Source organism: Parasediminibacterium schistidii (genome assembly GCF_046546515.1).
Classification (GTDB): domain Bacteria; phylum Bacteroidota; class Bacteroidia; order Chitinophagales; family Chitinophagaceae; genus Parasediminibacterium.
This window is the reverse complement of sequence record NZ_JBKHKJ010000049.1, coordinates 1-16,772: the sequence shown is the minus strand read 5'-3', so window position 1 is coordinate 16,772 and position 16,772 is coordinate 1. Positions and strand designations below refer to the sequence as shown.

Below are 16,772 nucleotides of genomic sequence, written 5' to 3'. Positions count from 1 at the left end.
GTAGGTCAAATAATGTCGGTCTACTTGCTACGGTCTAGTATGTTGGGTCAAGTTGAGTAGGTCAAGCTGTGTAAGTCTAACCGCTTCGTTCTTCGCTGTTCGGTCAAGCTATGTCGGTTAAATAATGTAGGTCTACTCGCTGTGGTCTTCGCTGCTGGGTCAATCAGTGTCAAGCTATGCAAGTCTACTCGCTTAGGTCTTTATTGTAGTGTCAAGTCTTGTGGTCAAGCTGTGTCAAACGAAGTATGCAAATTCGCTTTGGTCATTGCCGCTAACGAGTCGGTATTTGCAGATGTGGCTGAAAATAGCGCTGGGTCAGCCGATAACTAATGCCAAATACCTTCTCCTAAAGTTCAAATATATAACCTGTTGGCCAATATTATATGGTCAGCCGGAACAAAAGCTAAAAAAAGAACCAAAAGCCGATTTTGTTGGGTCAAGCCAGCCATATCGCAAATATGGATGTTAGCGGCATTTGTCAACCGTGGAGTGTGTCCAACTGTGAACGGTCTTTTTGCATTTTAAGCCGGTTTGTCAGCTAAATAAAACCTGTCTTTTTACGCTATCGCTCCATCATCGCTCCTAGATCGCTCCTAGGTCGCTCCAAGGTCGGCTTATTTGAGAGCAAGACAAAATGTCTTGCAACTCTACCCGCTAAGATTTCCGCTTTTGGGTCAAGTAGAGTGTTTGAGCTCTTTTTTCCAAAGGCTAAAACAATTTCTATCTTGAGGCTTATTCATGCTTGTCTCGTCATACTCGCCACAACGATGACAAACATTCTCCATGTAGTCTGGGTTTTCAAATTGAACCCAAATAGCAAAGCAGTCAGCACAATAAGGTTTTTCAGGGTTATATTCAATCCTTGTTTCACATCTAATACAGTAACCTCTTAATTGCTTTTGATAACTAGGTCTAGATTGTCCATTTGGAACAGTCTTAAATGGGATTGTCGTTTGCCTTTCAGCTCTTTTTAATAAAATGGGTTCAGCAGATTGTAAGATTGAAAATGTTTCAGCAATAGCCTTGTCAAAAAGTTCTTTATCAATATTACGGTCGATTAAAACTCCCATTTCTCTATTTGTCTTTTCAGAAAATTCATACATATTCATCGACGTAATAACCATTTTGCTTTCGTTCAAATAACATTTAGCATGAAGATTTTGAAAATAAAACAACTCTACGTTTTTGAGTTCGGCAAGAGAATTTTTTTCATTTGGTTTAAGTTCATCCTTTCCGTAAATAATTTTAATAGCAACATTCTTATTCGAAGCGTCTTTTAGTCTTTCAAAAAATGTCTTAGATATTTGAAGATACGGAGAAACCAAAACAAGTTTACTTTTTGCTCCAATTATAATATTTTCAATATGGTATGAAGTCCCGTTAGTTGTTAAAAATTCTGCCATTTATTTAGTTGTATTGTATTTTATTTATCAATATTGTAATTGGTAATACTAGTCACCCTAAAAAAAATCCACTTTGATTTTTGTCGGTCATTGCCGCTAACGAGCAAGGTATTGCCTGCAGGCAGGGCAATAGCGCTGGGTCAGCCCGGAACTGCTGTTGGTGATTGCAATATTGCTGATATTTGTTCCATAGCCAAATATATAACGTCCAGCCCGAACTAAAGCCAAGCAAAGAAGAAAAAGATGAAGTTTATTCCGTCACGCCCTGCTTGCGGCAATACCCATGTTATCGGCATTTGTCAACCATGGTGTGTGTCCAACTGTGAACGACCTTTTCTGCATTTTCAGCCGTTTTGTCAGCTAAATAACACTCCTATTTTTAGGCTATCGCTGTTACATCGCTGTTAGGTCTCCGTAAGGTCGGCTTATTTTAGGGTAAGACAAAATGTCTTGCAATTCAGTCTAATCTGCTAGCTTAGGTCTTTGCTTTTGAGGTCAAGCTTTGTCGGTCAAATAATGCAGGTCTTCTACTCGCTTAGATCTTCGCTGTCTGTCAAAACCATTCACTATTATTTTTTGAATTTCCAATAGCTTGCAATTCCATATTCTTTTGAGTCCATAATTAATGTGTCCTTATGAAAAGTTATTATGCACTTATATGAAAAGTCTGGATAGATTATAGTCAATTTGTTTCCAAATAATGTGTATTTGTAAGTCGCTAAATCGTCTACATAATATATAGTATTTTGTTTGATTTCAAATACTGCATTTTCTGTCTTGCCATTAGTCCAAATGCCTTTTAATCTACTTCTTAATGTGTCATTACTTTGAGTTGTTGTTTTTAATTTTTTGTTTGTGTCTGTTGAAAGCAAAGCTTTGCTATTCTGTTGTTTTAGGGTTAAAGAGTTATTTGCTTTTGAAACTTGTCCAAAATTGTCTGCACAAACAAAAAATATTAATATCGTAATGCTTAAAAGTTTCAGTGTCATAATCGTATTGCTATTTATCGCGGTCATTGCCGATAACGAGTCGGTATTTGCGGATGTGGCTGAAAATAGCGCCGGGTCAGCCGATAACAAAAGCCAAATACCTGCTCTTAAAGTTCAAATATATAACCTACTGCCCAATATTGTATGGTCAGCCGGAACAAAAGCTAAAAAAAGAACAAAAGCCGAGTGAGTTCCGTCAAGCCAGCCATATTGCAAATACGGATGTTGTATGCCGTTTTAGATAATCTTGACGATTTTTTTCGTTATTATTCTTGTTCTAAATGCTGATTCCTCGGTGAACTCTTTCTCTGTATTAATTGAAGCATTTAATGGTAATCCAAAACTTTCTAAAAATTCAACTTTTGTAACAGCAACCGCATTTAAAAATTCTTTCCAATTATCTGTTAATGGTGTCTGATTAGTCACAATGAAAATATCGCAGTCGTTAGGCTCTTCTTTGTCTGTAACAAATGAGCCAAATAGAAATGCTTTAACTATGTTTCCATTTGTCAGTTTTTTACGTAGGAATGAAAGTACTTTCTCTTTATTCGCGTTCAAATTTTTGTCTGCTTTTGAGTGTTTTTATAAAAGCAGGAACTGAAAAAATTGGAATTCGTTGAACTCCTGCATAGTCTTTGCCTGAATGTGTTGCAAAAATCCAACTATCATAAACAATTAAATTATAGCCCTGGCTTAATGCTCTATCAATTACTTCAACGGAAACTTCATAATCTTCTCTTGTCGGCACATAAACTTTATATGATTTGAATTCATCACCTGCTGATTGATATTCAAAGCTAAACTCTGTGTCATTTTTAGCTTTACAGTTTTTAAGTCCTGTTGAGCCTTGAACAGTTCCTGCTATAAATCTTGCTCCCATATTATACTAATAATTTATTTTCTGTCAACTTTAAATCTTGCAACACTTTTGTTCTTATTGTTTCAACGCTGGCAACAAAGTCAGTTGGATATTTAAAAGCTTTATGTAATGCATTTGGAAAGTTAATAAAATGCTCGAATGATTCTGAATGTACAGAATAGTCTAAATATTTGTCGATAGAATCACTCGTATCAATTAAATGTGAGAACTGTTGAATTGTGTCACAAATTTTCTTGTTATTCGGAATAATTACATTTTGAACTAATTGCTTCCAAACTTCAGATGCCTCTGTTTCTAATACTCCATTGTCTCTTGGAAATGTTTGTGGTCCATATGAACTAAAAATTGCAGAATTGCTTTTGAGTGTTGTAAATATGGGGTCATAAAACTTTTCAAGCCGTTCTCTTTCAATTTTAATTTTAGAAATTATTATTTCCTTTTTGATAGACTCCTTTGTGTCTATACGGATTTTATAAAGTGTCACAAGATTTGTTACAAGCAATACAATCAAAGCTGTAAATGTTGGAAGCCAAATTTTCCATTCAAAACCGCCGTTGTCGTGAGAAGTTTGTTCAATTTGTTTTAAGAATAAAGTATCTTTAGTAATTGTACTTTTAATAAGGATAGTGTCAGCAATTAGTCTTTTAATTGAATCACGCTCTCCAAACGAATGAAACGTTGACAGAAAGAAAAAAAAAGTTATGATTAGGAAGTGTCTCATAAATGGCATACAACGAGTCGGTATTTGCTGATGTGGCTGAAAATAGCGCTGGGTCAGAAGATAACAAAAGCCAAATACCTTCTCCTAAAGTTCAAATATATAACCTACTGCCCAATATTGTAGGGTCAGCCGGAACAAAAGATAAAAAAGGTACAAAAGCCGAGTGAGTTCCGTCAAGCCAGCCATATCGCAAATACGGATGTTAGCTGTCGTTTTTAATCAGGTCGTACATTGGAATATCATTATTGTCAAGCCAACTGTAACTGTCAAAAACTTCAACATTTATTGCTGTTTGCATTACTTCTTCAAATTTTTTAGGTATCCAACAAAACAATGTTTGCCTAGAACAATATTTATTATGGTAATAGTTATTATTTAGAAAAAACCATGTGTCAATAGGCGGAACATCTCCTTCATCAACAAAGTGTTTACATTCAACAATTGCTGCTCCGTCATGTCCCGAGCTACAAGTTTGAAAACATATAATCCTCCCTAAATTGTCAATATTTGAAAGATTGAAGTCGTCAATGATGTCTCTAGAATTTATTGCAATCTCTAAAAGTTGTCCATAAAGGATATTATCATTGTCATCAAGATTCCATGATGCATAGTCGCCTTCAAAAAAACTGTAGAGATTGGTTCCGTCTATAATTGGATTTGTCTGTCTAAATACTGTCCCATAAAATCCGTTTTCAAAATCGAAATTTGTAGATAATTTTTCTGTCCACCTTATGACTTGTTTCAGTCGTTTTCGGAAGTCGGAAACCTCTTTATCTGACCAATACTGTCTACCAGAAGAAACTATTTCGCCTTTTCTTCTCATAAAAAATGACGATATGGATTGAAGTGGGTTCATAAAATGACAGCTAACGAGTCGGTATTTGGGATGTGGCTGAAAATAGCGCTGGGTCAGCCGATAACTAAAGCCAAATACCTGCTCTTAAAGTTCAAATATATAACCTGTTGCCCAATATTGTTGGGTCTGCCGGAACAAAAGCTAAAAAAGATTCAAAAGCTGAGTTTGTTCCGTCCAGCCATATCGCAAATACGGATGTTACCTGCAGTAGCGTCAAGTTAGAGGGTTTCAAATTTTTCTTTCCTGATTGAAAGCATTATTTCAAGTTCCTCTTTCCAAAAGCCTCTTTCTGTTATTGCTCTGCTGTCCACCACATGCATTTTGCTCTTTAGTTTTTCAAATTGTTCGTCTGTAAAATTGAAACATTGGAAATTGTCATCTGGGTCTTTACCTTTTAAAACTTCTGATTGAAAGTCATCATAAAGAATTAAAAAGTCGGCCAACGTCTCTATTGAACTATTAAAGTACATTGAACTAAATAAATCTTGGTGGTCAAGTTCAACTATTTTGTCATTATCGCTTGTGTCAATAGCAATAGCGTCTCCGTCGCGACAATAACCAAAAACAATGTATTTGTCAAACTCTGATTTGTCTTCACCAAAGTCGTATTGTTGTGTCAATCTGTTAATGCCATAAACAACATCATCTGTGTCATTTGCAAAAGATAGGTTGGGCTCACAGTAAGGAGGTAGTCCAGCTATATTAAGAAAGTCGGCAGTTGACTGTAATAAATTAAATCGGTCAAGCCGTGACTCGCTGAATGTAGATAGTGTTTCTTCGGTGTTTGTCCAACTACTTATAAATGCTTGAGGTGTCATTTTTGTTTTGCTATTGCAGGTAACGAGTCGGTATTTGGGATGTGGCTGAAAATAGCGCTGGGTCAGCCGATAACAAAAGCCAAATACCTGCTCTTAAAGTTAAAATATATAGCCTGTTGCCCAAATTATAGTGTCAAGCTGGAACAAAAGTTTAAAGAAGGACTAAAAGCCGAATTTGTTCCGTCAAGCCAGCCATATCGCAAATACGGATGTTGCCTGCAGGTTTGTCTTACGAAACGCTGGTTCTGTTTGAGATAAATACCACGAAATTGTCTGCAATAGCATTTAGTTGTCTGTTAATAGTCCTTTCGTCTTCTGTAGTAACATTTTCTATTACCAATCTTTCCTCCCATTCAAGAAGTGAAATTTGAGAATTTACAACTTGGTTTGAGTCTATAGAATTACTAAAAAATATTCCCGTCACGTTATATAAGCGTTGTCTACCATTTCGTATCATTTCAGTTATATGTCCAATGTCAAGATGCGAAGAAATTATGCTAATGTCAGCTGGACTAAAATGATTTTGAAAGTATTCGTCAACAGTTCCATATTCGTCAATTTTTTCTTGATAACTTCTATTAGCAAATGAAATGTTTTGATACTTACGTTTTATTTCAGGGTGTGTTATATTAAAACGAAGATTAGTCGGCAAACGGTCATAAGTCTGTCCACAAATTTTCTCAATGAGTAATTTTTGAAGAGTTGTTTTACCCGTCATATCGTCTCCGATTAAAATAAAAAGCTGCTTTGATTTTATTGTCATTTTCAAAATGGTTTGATTGTTATTAGGTGTCCTGCTAAACTTGCAGGCAACGAGTCGGTATTTGGGATGTGGCTGAAAATAGCACTGGGTCAGCGATAACAAAAGCCAAATACCTGCTCTTAAAGTTCAAATATATAACCTACTGCCCAATATTGTTGGGTCTGCCGGAACAAAAGCTAAAAAAAGGACTAAAAGCCGAGTGAGTTCCGTCCAGCCAGCCATATTGCAAATACGGATGTTGTGTGCTGTGCTATTGTTCCCACTATAGATTATTTGAATATTACAAACTCGGTTGAATTCTTTCTTGCATACTTTTCAATTAGTAACATTGTATTGTTGTGTGACTGGTAATATATTTTATCATAGTCATCAAAATGTTTTAAACTGTCATACAAAGGCTCAATATCATTTTTTTGTTTTTGCAATAAGAATCTATCTTCATTTGCTAAGTATGCTTTGTCTACTTTTTCAACTAATACTATCATTGAAGTATCTCCTATCAATTTAAGTCCATCAATTATTGGCGGTAAATATTTACGATAGTCATTCCAATAAAACTGTATGAAACCACCATTAGTCACTTGCGCGTCCAAATACCAAATGAAGTAAAGTGCTTTTTGTCCTGGTGTAAGTCTTCTTGATAGCAATTTCTCATCTTCATCATCTTTTGCAATGTTAATTGGCTGTAAAACTGCCCATCCAAATTTCCAACCATGTAAAGTGTCAAACTTAGTTTTATCAAAATGGGGTTGTAAATGATTGTCTTTATCAAATGCATTAAATAGTTCCATAGTGGGTTCAACAGTCTTATCTGTGTTGACTTTGGTTTGTCCACAGCCAATGATAGTAATTAAAAGAAAAAGTGTCAATTGTTGTTTCATAATTTTCAGGGTATCAAACAGCATAGTGCACAACGAGTCGGTATTTGGGATGTGGCTGAAAATAGTGCTGGGTCAGCCGATAACTAAAGCCAAATACCTGCTCCTAAAGTTCAAATATATAATACACTGCCCAATATTGTACGGTCAGCCGGAACAAAAGCTAAAGAAAGAACTAACAGCCGAGTTTGTTCCGTCAAGCCAGCCATATTGCAAATACTGATGTTGGCAGAAGTTTTATTCTTTCTTTTTGTTTGTCACACCAAAAGGGATATGAACTAATGGAATATTTTCTAATTCTGGATTTAAGTGTGTCATTTGGTCGTCGAAGAAAAGATGAGGTTTTAAAATTTCTAATACTCGTTTCTTTTCAATTCCACCAAGTAGAAACATTTCGTCCACTGTTACGCCCCATTCATTTAAAGTGTTTATCGCTCTTTCGTGTGAAGGTGCATTTCTTGCAGTAACAATAGCTGTCTTTAATATTCTTTTATAGTCTGGATTGTTTAATGCTTTTTTTGCCTCTAATCCTTGTAATGCAGAAAGTTTTTTGAAAAAGTCGCCTAAAGGTCCTGGATTATGAGCTTCGGTTAAATGTTCCGTTTCGTGTTTATGAAAAATGTCAAGTTGTTGCGTTGCTTGAAATACTTTTTCAGATTGGTCATCAGCAATTACACCATCAAAGTCAAATGCAACTCTTAATTCAGTGTCGTCATTGTCATCAGTAACTTTTGTTTTAATTATTCGTCCTGCTGCATATCGTGATTCAATTGCATTTATCACATCTTTTTCATTTGTCGATAAAAAAAGTGAAATGTTGTAAGCTGGAATATATCTGTATGGTGCTCCTCCTGAAGTAAAAGCTGCTCGTGAAATATCTAGTCCGTGTTCTTGAATAGATTTGAAAATTCTATTACCTGCCTCTGGACTATTTTTAGAAAGAAGGATTACCTCAACTGGTGTTTCAAGTTTGTAAACTTTATTAATGTTTAAGTATCGTTTAATAAAAGGAAAGGCTAAACCTTTTTCTAAAGTTTTATTTTTATGGTCGAGTTGAAACTGTCTATATTTTTCTAACCCTTCGTTTTTGAATATAGTATCTTCTGTCTCCAAGTCAAACAAAGCGTTTGAGGAAACTGCAACAACTAATTTATTTTCTATCGGATAAGGCATATGTCAAAAATTTCTGCCAACGAGTCGGTATTTGCTGATGTGGCTGAAAATAGCGCTGAGTCAGCCGATAACAAAAGCCAAATACCTGCTCTAAAGTTCAAATATATAACCTGTTGCCCAATATTGTACGGTCAGCCGGAACAAAAGTTTAAAGAAGAACTAAAAGCCGAGTGAGTTCCGTCAAGCCAGCCATATCGCAAATACGGATGTTGGCTGCTGGGCTTTTGAGTCTATGAGATTGTCGGCAGAACTTCGTCTGATTTTTTCTCAATTGCTTGTTTAAGTTGTCTGCTGTAATAAGAAATTATATTGTCGCCACACAAACACAAATAGTCGTATGAAATTACTTGTATATGGTTAAGGCTTGAATTTAACATTCTCAATGCTTCAAATTGTTCGTCAGTAAATTTATGTGTCCGTCCAACAATAATTTTAATTCTTGGTCTTAATAACTTGAATTTATGTTGTTTTTCTAATACTAATTTATAGTCTTCAAGTACCTTTAAATATTGCATACATTGTCCAATAACTTTTGACAGTTCCTTTGAAGGATAGTAGCTTTTATGGCTTGTGTCGTAGTCAAACAATTCAAATTTTGGTCGCTTTAATTCTATCAAATCTATAAATCCGTCAGTCGTTTCCATTATTAAATCGCTTTCCGAATTTATCCCAATTTGTCGTGCTGGATGTTTTTTAATGTAGTCAATACCTAATGTCCAAATATTTTTTTCGATCCAATTCTGAAATATTTTTTCGGATTGTCCTGCAAGATATTCAGTGAGGTTTTCATGTAACTTAATACTGTCTGTTATTGTTGTTGTTTCTTCAAGTTCAAGCAATTGTCTAAGATTGAATAAAGATTTTTTATGATTGGTTTGTCGTATTGAGGCATGTAGATTTTGTATTTCACTTTCGCTCAATGCTTCTAAAACTAACGCTAATTTTTCATCTTCATTTACCTTGTCCAGTATAGACTTTACAAGTTTGCTATTAACAGTTTTTACAATTGCAAGTATGTCTGCAATATCATCCGTAACTTCTATGAACTCTTTAGTATGAGTTTTCCCATTGTTTCTTATAATTGAAACACTATTCAAATGATTATAAAGTTCTTGTATTTGGTCAAATGCTAGCGTTTCCGAAAATATTGAAACTAAGTTTTGTCGGTTTATAGCAAAAACAGAAAGCGACAAATCGTCTTTATTCGTAACATTACTTGGGCTTACACCCGTAAAGTTTATGAATAACTTTACACGACCATTTGAAAAAATTTCCTTTTGATATTGAACACTCATTATATTAAAGCTAAAACTCTTGCATATTGTTTTGAAGTAGGATTATATCCGTCAGCAGTTGAAAATCCTTTGTCAAGAATTACAACATTTTTTATGTCTTTGATTTTGTATTGTCTCCATGCAGGCAAAGGTTTTGTTGGGTCTGTTTTCACTCCATCGGTTTTGTAGATGTCAATATTTACATTTTCAGCTTTAGAAATAAATATAGCATGAGGATTACCAATTCTCACGCCTACAGCTCTTCCAGGTGAGTCGTACTCGTAACTAACTTGCTTTTTCTGTTCAATTGCAGATATCAAAAGTTCTATTGTATCCATAGTTTATTGATTTTAATGTTTACGTGGTCTGTGCGCCTTGCAGCCAACGAGTCGGTATTTGGGATGTGGCTGAAAATAGCGCTGGGTCAGCCGATAACTAAAGCCAAATACCTGCTCTTAAAGTTCAAATATATAACCTGTTGCCCAATATTGTTGGGTCTGCTGGAACAAAAGTTTAAAGAAGAACTAAAAGCCGATTTTGTTGGGTCAAGCCAGCCATATCGCAAATACGGATGTTGGCTGCAGCATTATTGTCTTGGCATAGATAAACTATTTAAAATCGTTTTATTAATAAATATTGTGTCGTCCATATTTGTTGTAAAGCTATCATTTAACATTCGCCTAATTGAAAATGAATGTCCATTAGGATTTGAATTTAAAGCAGCAAGTCCAATTGTATCTCTGTATGCTTCAGTATAATATTGAAAAGAATTAAGTTGATTTGGTAAATGTCTTAAAACAACAGTAGTGTCAATGCTTTGTCCTATAATCAATATTGGTTTATATTGAGCATAAGTTCTAATATAAAAACTGTCATAAGGATTATTTAGAACTTTTAAATGAATTTTTGAGTAATTTAATTCTCTGGCTCTGGCTACTGCATTTGAGGTGTTAGTTGAATAGTTTAATTTGAACATTGGATAATAGTTGTCTATTACATAGTTCTCATTGTCGCGATAATTATAACCACCATAATTCAACTCTCCAAGTGATAACCCATAATCCACACTTTTGCCTTCTGCTTTATATTGTAACGAAAATTTGCCATTCGCATCAGTCGTTACAGAATCGTATGGCCCACCGACGTAATAAATTCCATAAAACGTTTTTTCTGCACCAAACAAATAAAGTTTAGCGTTTGGTAAAGTTTTATTTTTAACAGAGTCAAATACGATACCTGAAATATAAATTGTAGTTCCTGCTGGAACATCTTTTCTGCAACTTGTCAAAGTCACAATAAAAGTCAATGTCAATAAAATTGTATAATTAAGATGTTTCATAAAATGTTGCAGCCAACGAAAAAGGCTTGGCGTTGTTGGGGAATTAGTATTCCGTCAGCCGATAACCTAAGCCCAATAATTGCAATATTGCTGATGTTTTATTCATAAGCCAAATTTATAATGTCAAGCCCGAACTGAAGCACAATAAAGAACAAAATGCTGAGGCTATATTCGTCAAGCCCCAATAATGCCAAACCTAATGTTGGTGGTAGTTTTAGTCTTGCCATTAAGCTATTATTGTCGTACTTTCAAGTCTTGTTTCCAATTGTTTTTTATGATAACAATTCCAATAAATGCTGATAAAAGTCCACCAATCATTCCACCCCAAATTGAACCTCCAACCCAAGCAAATTTTAGCATTTCAGTTTTGTCTGATGGTGTCATTGGAAAATGTGCTTTGTAAAACTCTGGACTTAATGTTGCAAGAAACATAGCAAATAGTCCTCCAAGTGTCCAACAAATTAATACTAAACTTGTCAATTTAATAAGCTGTCTAATTGCAAAAATAAATGTTCCTTGTCCTTTAGTTACAAGTCCAAAAGTGATAGTAAAAATTATAGAGAATATTACACCATATAGCAGTCCTTCTAAAATTCCTTGTGCAACTGCTGCTATCCAAATGTCTTTAAAGTCCCAAAACATAATAGCTTGGTAATAATAAGGGCTAACTTTTCCGTTAATTAAATTTGTTAATGCACCAATTAGTCCACCTGTAACAATACAAGTTGCAGCAACAAAAAATAGTGTCAAAAAATTTGTTTGTTTATTGTCTGTTTGCATAGTCTGTCAAAAAATTACCACCAACGAGTCGGTATTTGCTGATGTGGCTGAAAATAGCGCTGGGTCAGCCGATAACAAAAGCGAAATACCTGCTCTTAAAGTTCAAATATATAACCTACTGCCCAATATTGTACGGTCAGCCGGAACAAAAGCTAAAAAAAAGGACTAAAAGCCGAGTGAGTTCCGTCAAGCCAGCCATATCGCAAATACGGATGTTATGTGTTCGTACTTATTGCAGGGTGTTCAAAACCATTTTAACCTCTGCATCGTGTCCACTGTAGTCCAAGTATTTGCGTCTGTGGATATTAGAGGTTCTAAATGAAGGGTGTGTCAATAAAACAAGGGTACTTTTTATTCCATTGTCAAATGTTGCGTTTTTCACTATCTGCATTCCCGACTGGTCAAGTGTATTATAATTTTCAATACGTTTCCAACAACCTAAATCAACTGATATTGGTGCAATAAATTCAGCAACGTGCTTTCCAAGAACAAGGATAGTTTTTGGCTTTTGAAGCTCAACTTGATAAAGAAAAAACTTTTGGCATTCTTTAATAAACCCATCATCCCTAAAAGCAGGTGATTTGCCTGTGCCTTTGTTACCTACACGTATTCCTAGAATTGCATTTGTGTAAAAGCATTGGTTATGCTTAATATCGGCATCTTTTAAAAAGGAAAGAAGGTTTCTCCATGTAGAACTCTTAACAATGTCTTCGTGTCCAATTTTTAAAGTCTTTGCATAGTTGGCCTCACAGTCAAAGTCCTGACCCAAAATCATTATTTTTTTGTCTGCAATGGTTTCCTCATTATCGAAAGTACCTCGTCCTCCTGGGAAGAATGCCCGACCTGAAAGTTCCCCCTGAATACCTATCATTGTTTTGGGATACTTAATGTCTTTTAATTTGTCAAATAGGTTAGCTGTGTCTGTCATAGTAATTAATTTAAAATTGTGTCCGACCCAATAATTATTCGTCCCCTAAGAAATAGAAATGGTGAAGTGAAAAAACGCCAACTACAATATCTGTCTTAATATCTTTCAATATTGCTGTGTCATTCGCAATTGTCAATGAACAACGGCCGAATGACCTCCCGTTTACATTCCTGTCAGGCAAAACCTCACCGTTTAATTCTTGTTCGTTGGGGTTTATTTTATAGACTATTATACTCTTAATGATGTTCTCTTGATTTTCCATAAGTATGGGGTTAATTGAATTGTGAAATTATTTTATTCTTTGCTTTTTGATATTCTTCATCTGTCAAATGACCTCCCTACTTAAGTTTTATAAGTTTTTCCAATTCTTCGGAAACTGATTTTTGATTAGACATTCAAGATTGGTTACAATACAAGAAATACTAACATAATATTTGTTTTTATTTTTAATTAAGTGAATGTCGTTTTTGTATGACACATAACGAGCAAGGTATTGCCTGCAGGCAGGGGCATAGCGCTGGGTCAGCCCGGAACCGAAGCCCAATAATTGCAATATTGCCGATGTTTTTCCATAAGCCAAATATAGAACGTCAAGCTGGAACTAAAGCCAAGCGAAGAAGAAAAAGATGAAGTTTATTCCGTCACGCCCTGCTTGCGGCAATACCCATGTTGTGTGCTGCTTCCTTTCGCTTCGATACGTCCGCTTCGGGTCAAGCCCAATGTGGTTGCTCACCTCAATGTCAAGCACGAAGCCGAACAGGGAACGTTACGCTGGTTTTTCCTGTCGTGCTGTCCTTTCATACATCGAAGCCGTGGAAAGGATTTTTATTGGCTGCGTGAGTATTGTCGCCACCAACCTTTTTAAACCCTGTTATAGTACCCGACATTTCCTAGTTGCTGTGAACCGTGGTCATTTTGTGGGTTGCGTACTGTCTTCACCAAACTTTTCAAACTATGTTATGCTACCCGACTTTCCCTTGTTGCTGTGAACCGTGGTCATTTTGTGGACTAGGGTAGGGGTTATCCCACGAGGTCTTTCAAACTCTGGTTTACTGCCTGACTTTTCCTTGTTGTGGTGAACCGTGGTCATTTTGTCGACTAGGTCTTGTCCCACGAAGGTTTTCAAACTCTGTTTTGCTGCCCGACATTTCCCTTGTTGCTGTGAACGATGGTCTTTTTGTGGGTTCACATTGTCAACACCAATTTTTTCGACCCCTAGTGGTACTGCTCAACATTTCCCATGTCGTTTTGAAGCATGGTCATTTTATCGGGTTCACATTGTCAATGACAGCTTTTTCAAACTTGAGTGTGGTACTCAAGTCCCTTTTTTGCAAGTTTAGGGGTCGTCGGAAGTAGCACACAACGTTTTAGTGCTTTGTGCAGGCAGGGCATTGTTGTTTGTCCAGCCCGGAACTGAAGCCCAATAAAGAAATAAAAGTACAAGTTAACAACTAAAAGTCTAACAGAATTCCGTCCAGCCCGAACCAAAGTACAGCGATGCAAACAGCCGAAGTTTGAACGTCCAGCCCTGCTTGCACAAAACCCCATGTTGCCTGCTGTGCTGCTGTCTGTCCGAGTGTGTCAAAATTGAAACTCACTCAAAAGTCGTTTCATGAGTTTAAAGTTTGCTGTTGGTTTCGCTTTTGAAAATCTTCTTGTTCTCTTTTCTTAATTACTTCAATAACTTTTTTTAAAATTTCTTGTTGCCCTTCAAGAAAATGCTTTTTGTCTTCGCTTAACCAATCTGCCTGATTTCGTTTTCTTTCAGAGATATTCAACTCTCTATCCAAGAATTTTTTTAAATCCTCAACTCTGTCGCTTAACATTTTGACTGTTTCATACTCATCGTCTCTCTGCTTCTGAAATTCCTTTAGCAAGTCAATAAAATCTTCTTTCCTGTAATCTTGTTCTCGCTTGACTATTTTGTCACAAACAATCGTAACTTTTACATTGCCCATATCAGAAGTCTCAAAAAAAGATTGATTGTTTTGCTGGCGTGTTTCAACTATTATTCCATCATTGTGTACATCAATGTATGTAAAGTCAACTTTAGCTAAGTCCTTACAATTGGTCAAAGAGTAAATCACAACGGGCATTGGCTTATCATCATATATCCAAACAAAGTCCTTGTGAAATATTATTTCAAGGTCATTTCCATGAATTATTTTGTCTTTAAAAAAAAGTAATTGTTCGTTCATTTTTTCCGGTCAATTTGATTTTAGCAGTAGGGTCGTCATAGCATAGCAGGCAACGATCAGGTATTTGCGTATGTGGCTGAAAATAGTGCTGGGTCAGCCGATAACAAATGCCAAATACCTGCTCTAAAGTTCATATATATAACCTACAGCCCAATATTGTAGGGTCTGCCGGAACAAAAGTTTAAAGAAGGGCTAAAAGCCGAGTGAGTTCCGTCCAGCCAGCCATATTGCAAATACGGATGTTAGCTGTTGTTTTTAGTCCGTCAATTTGTATTTGTCTCGATACTCAAACAATGTTGATTTCATATTAGCAAAGATGTACTTGTTTTGTTTGAGTTTTTCATACTCAACTTGTGCTTTCGCTATTTCTTTATACTCGCCAAAAATTATAATTCGGACAAAGTTGTCAAGATTGACCGTTGTGTCTTGCAATAATTTCAATACGTCTTCTTTACTTTTATTTCTTTCAAAATAAGGAGCAATATAGTTAAGAACGTTGTCAGTTGCTTCTGTCTTCAAATCATTGATGTTGCTAGTTGGCTCAATGTCAAACCATTTATCTATATTGTATTTTAGCTTTCCGATTCTTTGCCTGATTGCACAATCAGGCTCGGTCGGATAAGTAGGGATTTCTCCGTTGTGATATGTGTAAAAAGTCAGCCAATATTCAGGTATGAAAAGTCCTGTATTAATCGTAAAAGAGATATGCTCTTTTGAAAAGTACGAACTTTTTTGAACATTAACTATTTGTCCAAGGTCTGGAAGTTGGCGATAAAAATTATTTCCTTTCTTTTTAAAACCCAATGGCTTTAAAATTGGCTGAAAACAATCTTTAATTATAATGTCAAAATTTTGTTCTGTAACGGTCTTCATAAAATAACAGCTAACGAGTCGGTATTTGCGGATGTGGCTGAAAATAGCGCTGGGTCAGCCGATAACTAAAGCCAAATACTTGCTCCTAAAGTTCAAATATATAACCTACTGCCCAATATTGTACGGTCTGCCGGAACAAAAGTTTAATGAAAGGACTAAAGCCGAGTGTGTTCCGTCAAGCCAGCCATATCGCAAATACGGATGTTGTGCGTTCGTACTTTTTAGTCGTGAATAAAATACTTATCACTTTGTTTACTCTCCACTCCATCGTCAATCATATGCACCTCAATATTAAATAAATCGTTCCAAACATTGTCTAATTTGCTCTTGTCAATAAAGTCAATTTCAAGTTCGTTAATTGGTGTTATTATTTTGTCAATGTCAATGAGTTCATTTTTTGAGAGAAAATCTATTAACATCTTAACGTCGTCATTGGGAACATTGTTTTCAGTCATATAACAAACGAAGTCTTGTCTTTCTTCTGGGTCTGAAATGTCATAGATAACAGTTCCATAAATTTTGTCAATTTGAATGTCTGTCCATAAAATTTCTACTGCACCTAAAGCACCTAAAAATGATTTTAAAAATATTTGTCGTTTCATCAATTAGTCTAAATTCTTCAAAAACTCAATTCCACCAATTCGTTTGTCTTTCAAATAGTCAATAACAAGTGTCCCAAAAGTTTCGCTTTCTAAAATAATAATTTCGTCAAATTGCCATTCTGCTCCTTTTTCGTTTGCATTTGTACTGTCAACAAATTTGTAGTATGCTTTGCTTTCCCAATGTCCACCAAAAGAGTTTGTCAAGGCAATAATTATGTCTTGTCTGTTTGGTTCTTGTTGTCGAACAAGTTCTATAATTTCTTTAATGTTTATGGGGTCTGTTATAGTATGACGCAC

General features: G+C 35.6%; 21 protein-coding genes. 1 reads left to right on the top strand and 20 read right to left on the bottom strand.

All coding sequences use genetic code 11. The features are described from left to right. Nucleotides 1–674: 674 nt before the first annotated feature. The 5 genes from ACHFIY_RS18260 to ACHFIY_RS18240 all read right to left on the bottom strand — a co-directional run bounded on the left by ACHFIY_RS18260 (nucleotide 675) and on the right by ACHFIY_RS18240 (nucleotide 3,993). A complete protein-coding gene (locus ACHFIY_RS18260) occupies nucleotides 675–1,403 on the bottom strand; it encodes a phospholipase D family protein (RefSeq protein WP_410847565.1) in 729 nt (242 codons plus the stop codon). A 569-nt stretch (nucleotides 1,404–1,972) separates the two neighbouring features. Continuing rightward, on the bottom strand, nucleotides 1,973–2,392 hold the full coding sequence (locus tag ACHFIY_RS18255; RefSeq protein ID WP_410847564.1) for a hypothetical protein: 420 nt from the start codon (nucleotides 2,390–2,392) through the stop codon (nucleotides 1,973–1,975). A 237-nt stretch (nucleotides 2,393–2,629) separates the two neighbouring features. After that, entirely contained in the window at nucleotides 2,630–2,950 is a 321-nt protein-coding gene (locus tag ACHFIY_RS18250; protein WP_410847563.1) for a DUF6932 family protein, read from the bottom strand. Then, nucleotides 2,937–3,272, bottom strand: a complete 336-nt coding sequence (locus tag ACHFIY_RS18245; protein ID WP_410847562.1) for a hypothetical protein — start codon at nucleotides 3,270–3,272, stop codon at nucleotides 2,937–2,939. Before ACHFIY_RS18245 ends, ACHFIY_RS18250 begins: the two co-directional genes overlap by 14 nt. A 1-nt stretch (nucleotide 3,273) precedes the next feature. Then, nucleotides 3,274–3,993 (bottom strand): hypothetical protein, encoded by a 720-nt coding sequence (locus ACHFIY_RS18240; protein WP_410847561.1) that lies wholly within the window; start codon nucleotides 3,991–3,993, stop codon nucleotides 3,274–3,276. A gap of 2 nt (nucleotides 3,994–3,995) precedes the next feature. On the opposite strand from ACHFIY_RS18240, the gene ACHFIY_RS18235 reads away from it, so the two are divergent. Further along, nucleotides 3,996–4,160 (top strand): hypothetical protein, encoded by a 165-nt coding sequence (locus ACHFIY_RS18235; protein ID WP_410847560.1) that lies wholly within the window; start codon nucleotides 3,996–3,998, stop codon nucleotides 4,158–4,160. Between the two features lie 35 nt (nucleotides 4,161–4,195). Here the strand turns inward: ACHFIY_RS18235 and ACHFIY_RS18230 are convergent, their stop codons facing one another. From ACHFIY_RS18230 to ACHFIY_RS18160, 15 genes are all read right to left on the bottom strand, one after another. Further along, a complete protein-coding gene (locus ACHFIY_RS18230; RefSeq protein WP_410847559.1) occupies nucleotides 4,196–4,816 on the bottom strand; it encodes a hypothetical protein in 621 nt (206 codons plus the stop codon). A 251-nt stretch (nucleotides 4,817–5,067) separates the two neighbouring features. Next, nucleotides 5,068–5,667, bottom strand: coding sequence for an SUKH-4 family immunity protein (locus ACHFIY_RS18225; protein WP_410847558.1), 600 nt, complete (start codon nucleotides 5,665–5,667; stop codon nucleotides 5,068–5,070). 229 nt (nucleotides 5,668–5,896) lie between these two features. Then, the gene (locus ACHFIY_RS18220) at nucleotides 5,897–6,430 is read right to left on the bottom strand and encodes a hypothetical protein (protein WP_410847557.1); all 534 of its coding nucleotides are present in this window, start codon (nucleotides 6,428–6,430) and stop codon (nucleotides 5,897–5,899) included. Nucleotides 6,431–6,699: 269 nt separating this feature from the next. Then, nucleotides 6,700–7,311 (bottom strand): DMP19 family protein, encoded by a 612-nt coding sequence (locus tag ACHFIY_RS18215; RefSeq protein ID WP_410847556.1) that lies wholly within the window; start codon nucleotides 7,309–7,311, stop codon nucleotides 6,700–6,702. A gap of 234 nt (nucleotides 7,312–7,545) precedes the next feature. After that, the gene (locus ACHFIY_RS18210) at nucleotides 7,546–8,481 is read right to left on the bottom strand and encodes a 5'-nucleotidase (protein ID WP_410847555.1); all 936 of its coding nucleotides are present in this window, start codon (nucleotides 8,479–8,481) and stop codon (nucleotides 7,546–7,548) included. Nucleotides 8,482–8,711: 230 nt separating this feature from the next. After that, the gene (locus tag ACHFIY_RS18205; protein WP_410847554.1) at nucleotides 8,712–9,776 is read right to left on the bottom strand and encodes a Shedu anti-phage system protein SduA domain-containing protein; all 1,065 of its coding nucleotides are present in this window, start codon (nucleotides 9,774–9,776) and stop codon (nucleotides 8,712–8,714) included. After that, the gene (locus ACHFIY_RS18200) at nucleotides 9,776–10,093 is read right to left on the bottom strand and encodes a hypothetical protein (protein ID WP_410847553.1); all 318 of its coding nucleotides are present in this window, start codon (nucleotides 10,091–10,093) and stop codon (nucleotides 9,776–9,778) included. Before ACHFIY_RS18200 ends, ACHFIY_RS18205 begins: the two co-directional genes overlap by 1 nt. 248 nt (nucleotides 10,094–10,341) lie before the next feature. Next, a complete protein-coding gene (locus ACHFIY_RS18195) occupies nucleotides 10,342–11,094 on the bottom strand; it encodes a peptidase associated/transthyretin-like domain-containing protein (RefSeq protein WP_410847552.1) in 753 nt (250 codons plus the stop codon). A gap of 234 nt (nucleotides 11,095–11,328) precedes the next feature. Beyond that, a complete protein-coding gene (locus ACHFIY_RS18190; protein WP_410847551.1) occupies nucleotides 11,329–11,874 on the bottom strand; it encodes a hypothetical protein in 546 nt (181 codons plus the stop codon). Between the two features lie 229 nt (nucleotides 11,875–12,103). Continuing rightward, complete coding sequence (locus tag ACHFIY_RS18185; RefSeq protein ID WP_410847550.1) at nucleotides 12,104–12,802, bottom strand: uracil-DNA glycosylase family protein; 699 nt, start codon at nucleotides 12,800–12,802, stop codon at nucleotides 12,104–12,106. Between the two features lie 34 nt (nucleotides 12,803–12,836). Continuing rightward, nucleotides 12,837–13,064 carry a hypothetical protein gene (locus ACHFIY_RS18180; protein WP_410847549.1) on the bottom strand — a complete coding sequence of 76 codons (228 nt, stop codon included), beginning with the start codon at nucleotides 13,062–13,064 and terminating at the stop codon, nucleotides 12,837–12,839. A 1,348-nt stretch (nucleotides 13,065–14,412) separates the two neighbouring features. Next, nucleotides 14,413–15,000 carry a hypothetical protein gene (locus ACHFIY_RS18175; protein ID WP_410847548.1) on the bottom strand — a complete coding sequence of 196 codons (588 nt, stop codon included), beginning with the start codon at nucleotides 14,998–15,000 and terminating at the stop codon, nucleotides 14,413–14,415. 255 nt (nucleotides 15,001–15,255) lie between these two features. Next, nucleotides 15,256–15,873 carry a DUF4304 domain-containing protein gene (locus ACHFIY_RS18170; protein WP_410847547.1) on the bottom strand — a complete coding sequence of 206 codons (618 nt, stop codon included), beginning with the start codon at nucleotides 15,871–15,873 and terminating at the stop codon, nucleotides 15,256–15,258. Nucleotides 15,874–16,094: 221 nt separating this feature from the next. Then, nucleotides 16,095–16,475 (bottom strand): hypothetical protein, encoded by a 381-nt coding sequence (locus ACHFIY_RS18165; protein WP_410847546.1) that lies wholly within the window; start codon nucleotides 16,473–16,475, stop codon nucleotides 16,095–16,097. Nucleotides 16,476–16,478: 3 nt separating this feature from the next. Continuing rightward, on the bottom strand, nucleotides 16,479–16,772 hold a 294-nt coding region (locus ACHFIY_RS18160), incomplete at its 5' end, for a hypothetical protein (protein ID WP_410847545.1).

Bases quoted from the DNA above. Each gene is read 5' to 3' on its own strand.
- ACHFIY_RS18260 (WP_410847565.1), bottom strand. From the start codon at position 1,403: ATGGCAGAATTTTTAACAACTAACGGGACTTCATACCATATTGAAAAT.
- ACHFIY_RS18255 (WP_410847564.1), bottom strand. From the start codon at position 2,392: ATGACACTGAAACTTTTAAGCATTACGATATTAATATTTTTTGTTTGT.
- ACHFIY_RS18245 (WP_410847562.1), bottom strand. From the start codon at position 3,272: ATGGGAGCAAGATTTATAGCAGGAACTGTTCAAGGCTCAACAGGACTT.
- ACHFIY_RS18240 (WP_410847561.1), bottom strand. From the start codon at position 3,993: ATGAGACACTTCCTAATCATAACTTTTTTTTTCTTTCTGTCAACGTTT.
- ACHFIY_RS18235 (WP_410847560.1), top strand. From the start codon at position 3,996: ATGGCATACAACGAGTCGGTATTTGCTGATGTGGCTGAAAATAGCGCT.
- ACHFIY_RS18230 (WP_410847559.1), bottom strand. From the start codon at position 4,816: ATGAGAAGAAAAGGCGAAATAGTTTCTTCTGGTAGACAGTATTGGTCA.
- ACHFIY_RS18225 (WP_410847558.1), bottom strand. From the start codon at position 5,667: ATGACACCTCAAGCATTTATAAGTAGTTGGACAAACACCGAAGAAACA.
- ACHFIY_RS18220 (WP_410847557.1), bottom strand. From the start codon at position 6,430: ATGACAATAAAATCAAAGCAGCTTTTTATTTTAATCGGAGACGATATG.
- ACHFIY_RS18215 (WP_410847556.1), bottom strand. From the start codon at position 7,311: ATGAAACAACAATTGACACTTTTTCTTTTAATTACTATCATTGGCTGT.
- ACHFIY_RS18210 (WP_410847555.1), bottom strand. From the start codon at position 8,481: ATGCCTTATCCGATAGAAAATAAATTAGTTGTTGCAGTTTCCTCAAAC.
- ACHFIY_RS18205 (WP_410847554.1), bottom strand. From the start codon at position 9,776: ATGAGTGTTCAATATCAAAAGGAAATTTTTTCAAATGGTCGTGTAAAG.
- ACHFIY_RS18200 (WP_410847553.1), bottom strand. From the start codon at position 10,093: ATGGATACAATAGAACTTTTGATATCTGCAATTGAACAGAAAAAGCAA.
- ACHFIY_RS18195 (WP_410847552.1), bottom strand. From the start codon at position 11,094: ATGAAACATCTTAATTATACAATTTTATTGACATTGACTTTTATTGTG.
- ACHFIY_RS18190 (WP_410847551.1), bottom strand. From the start codon at position 11,874: ATGCAAACAGACAATAAACAAACAAATTTTTTGACACTATTTTTTGTT.
- ACHFIY_RS18185 (WP_410847550.1), bottom strand. From the start codon at position 12,802: ATGACAGACACAGCTAACCTATTTGACAAATTAAAAGACATTAAGTAT.
- ACHFIY_RS18180 (WP_410847549.1), bottom strand. From the start codon at position 13,064: ATGGAAAATCAAGAGAACATCATTAAGAGTATAATAGTCTATAAAATA.
- ACHFIY_RS18175 (WP_410847548.1), bottom strand. From the start codon at position 15,000: ATGAACGAACAATTACTTTTTTTTAAAGACAAAATAATTCATGGAAAT.
- ACHFIY_RS18170 (WP_410847547.1), bottom strand. From the start codon at position 15,873: ATGAAGACCGTTACAGAACAAAATTTTGACATTATAATTAAAGATTGT.
- ACHFIY_RS18165 (WP_410847546.1), bottom strand. From the start codon at position 16,475: ATGAAACGACAAATATTTTTAAAATCATTTTTAGGTGCTTTAGGTGCA.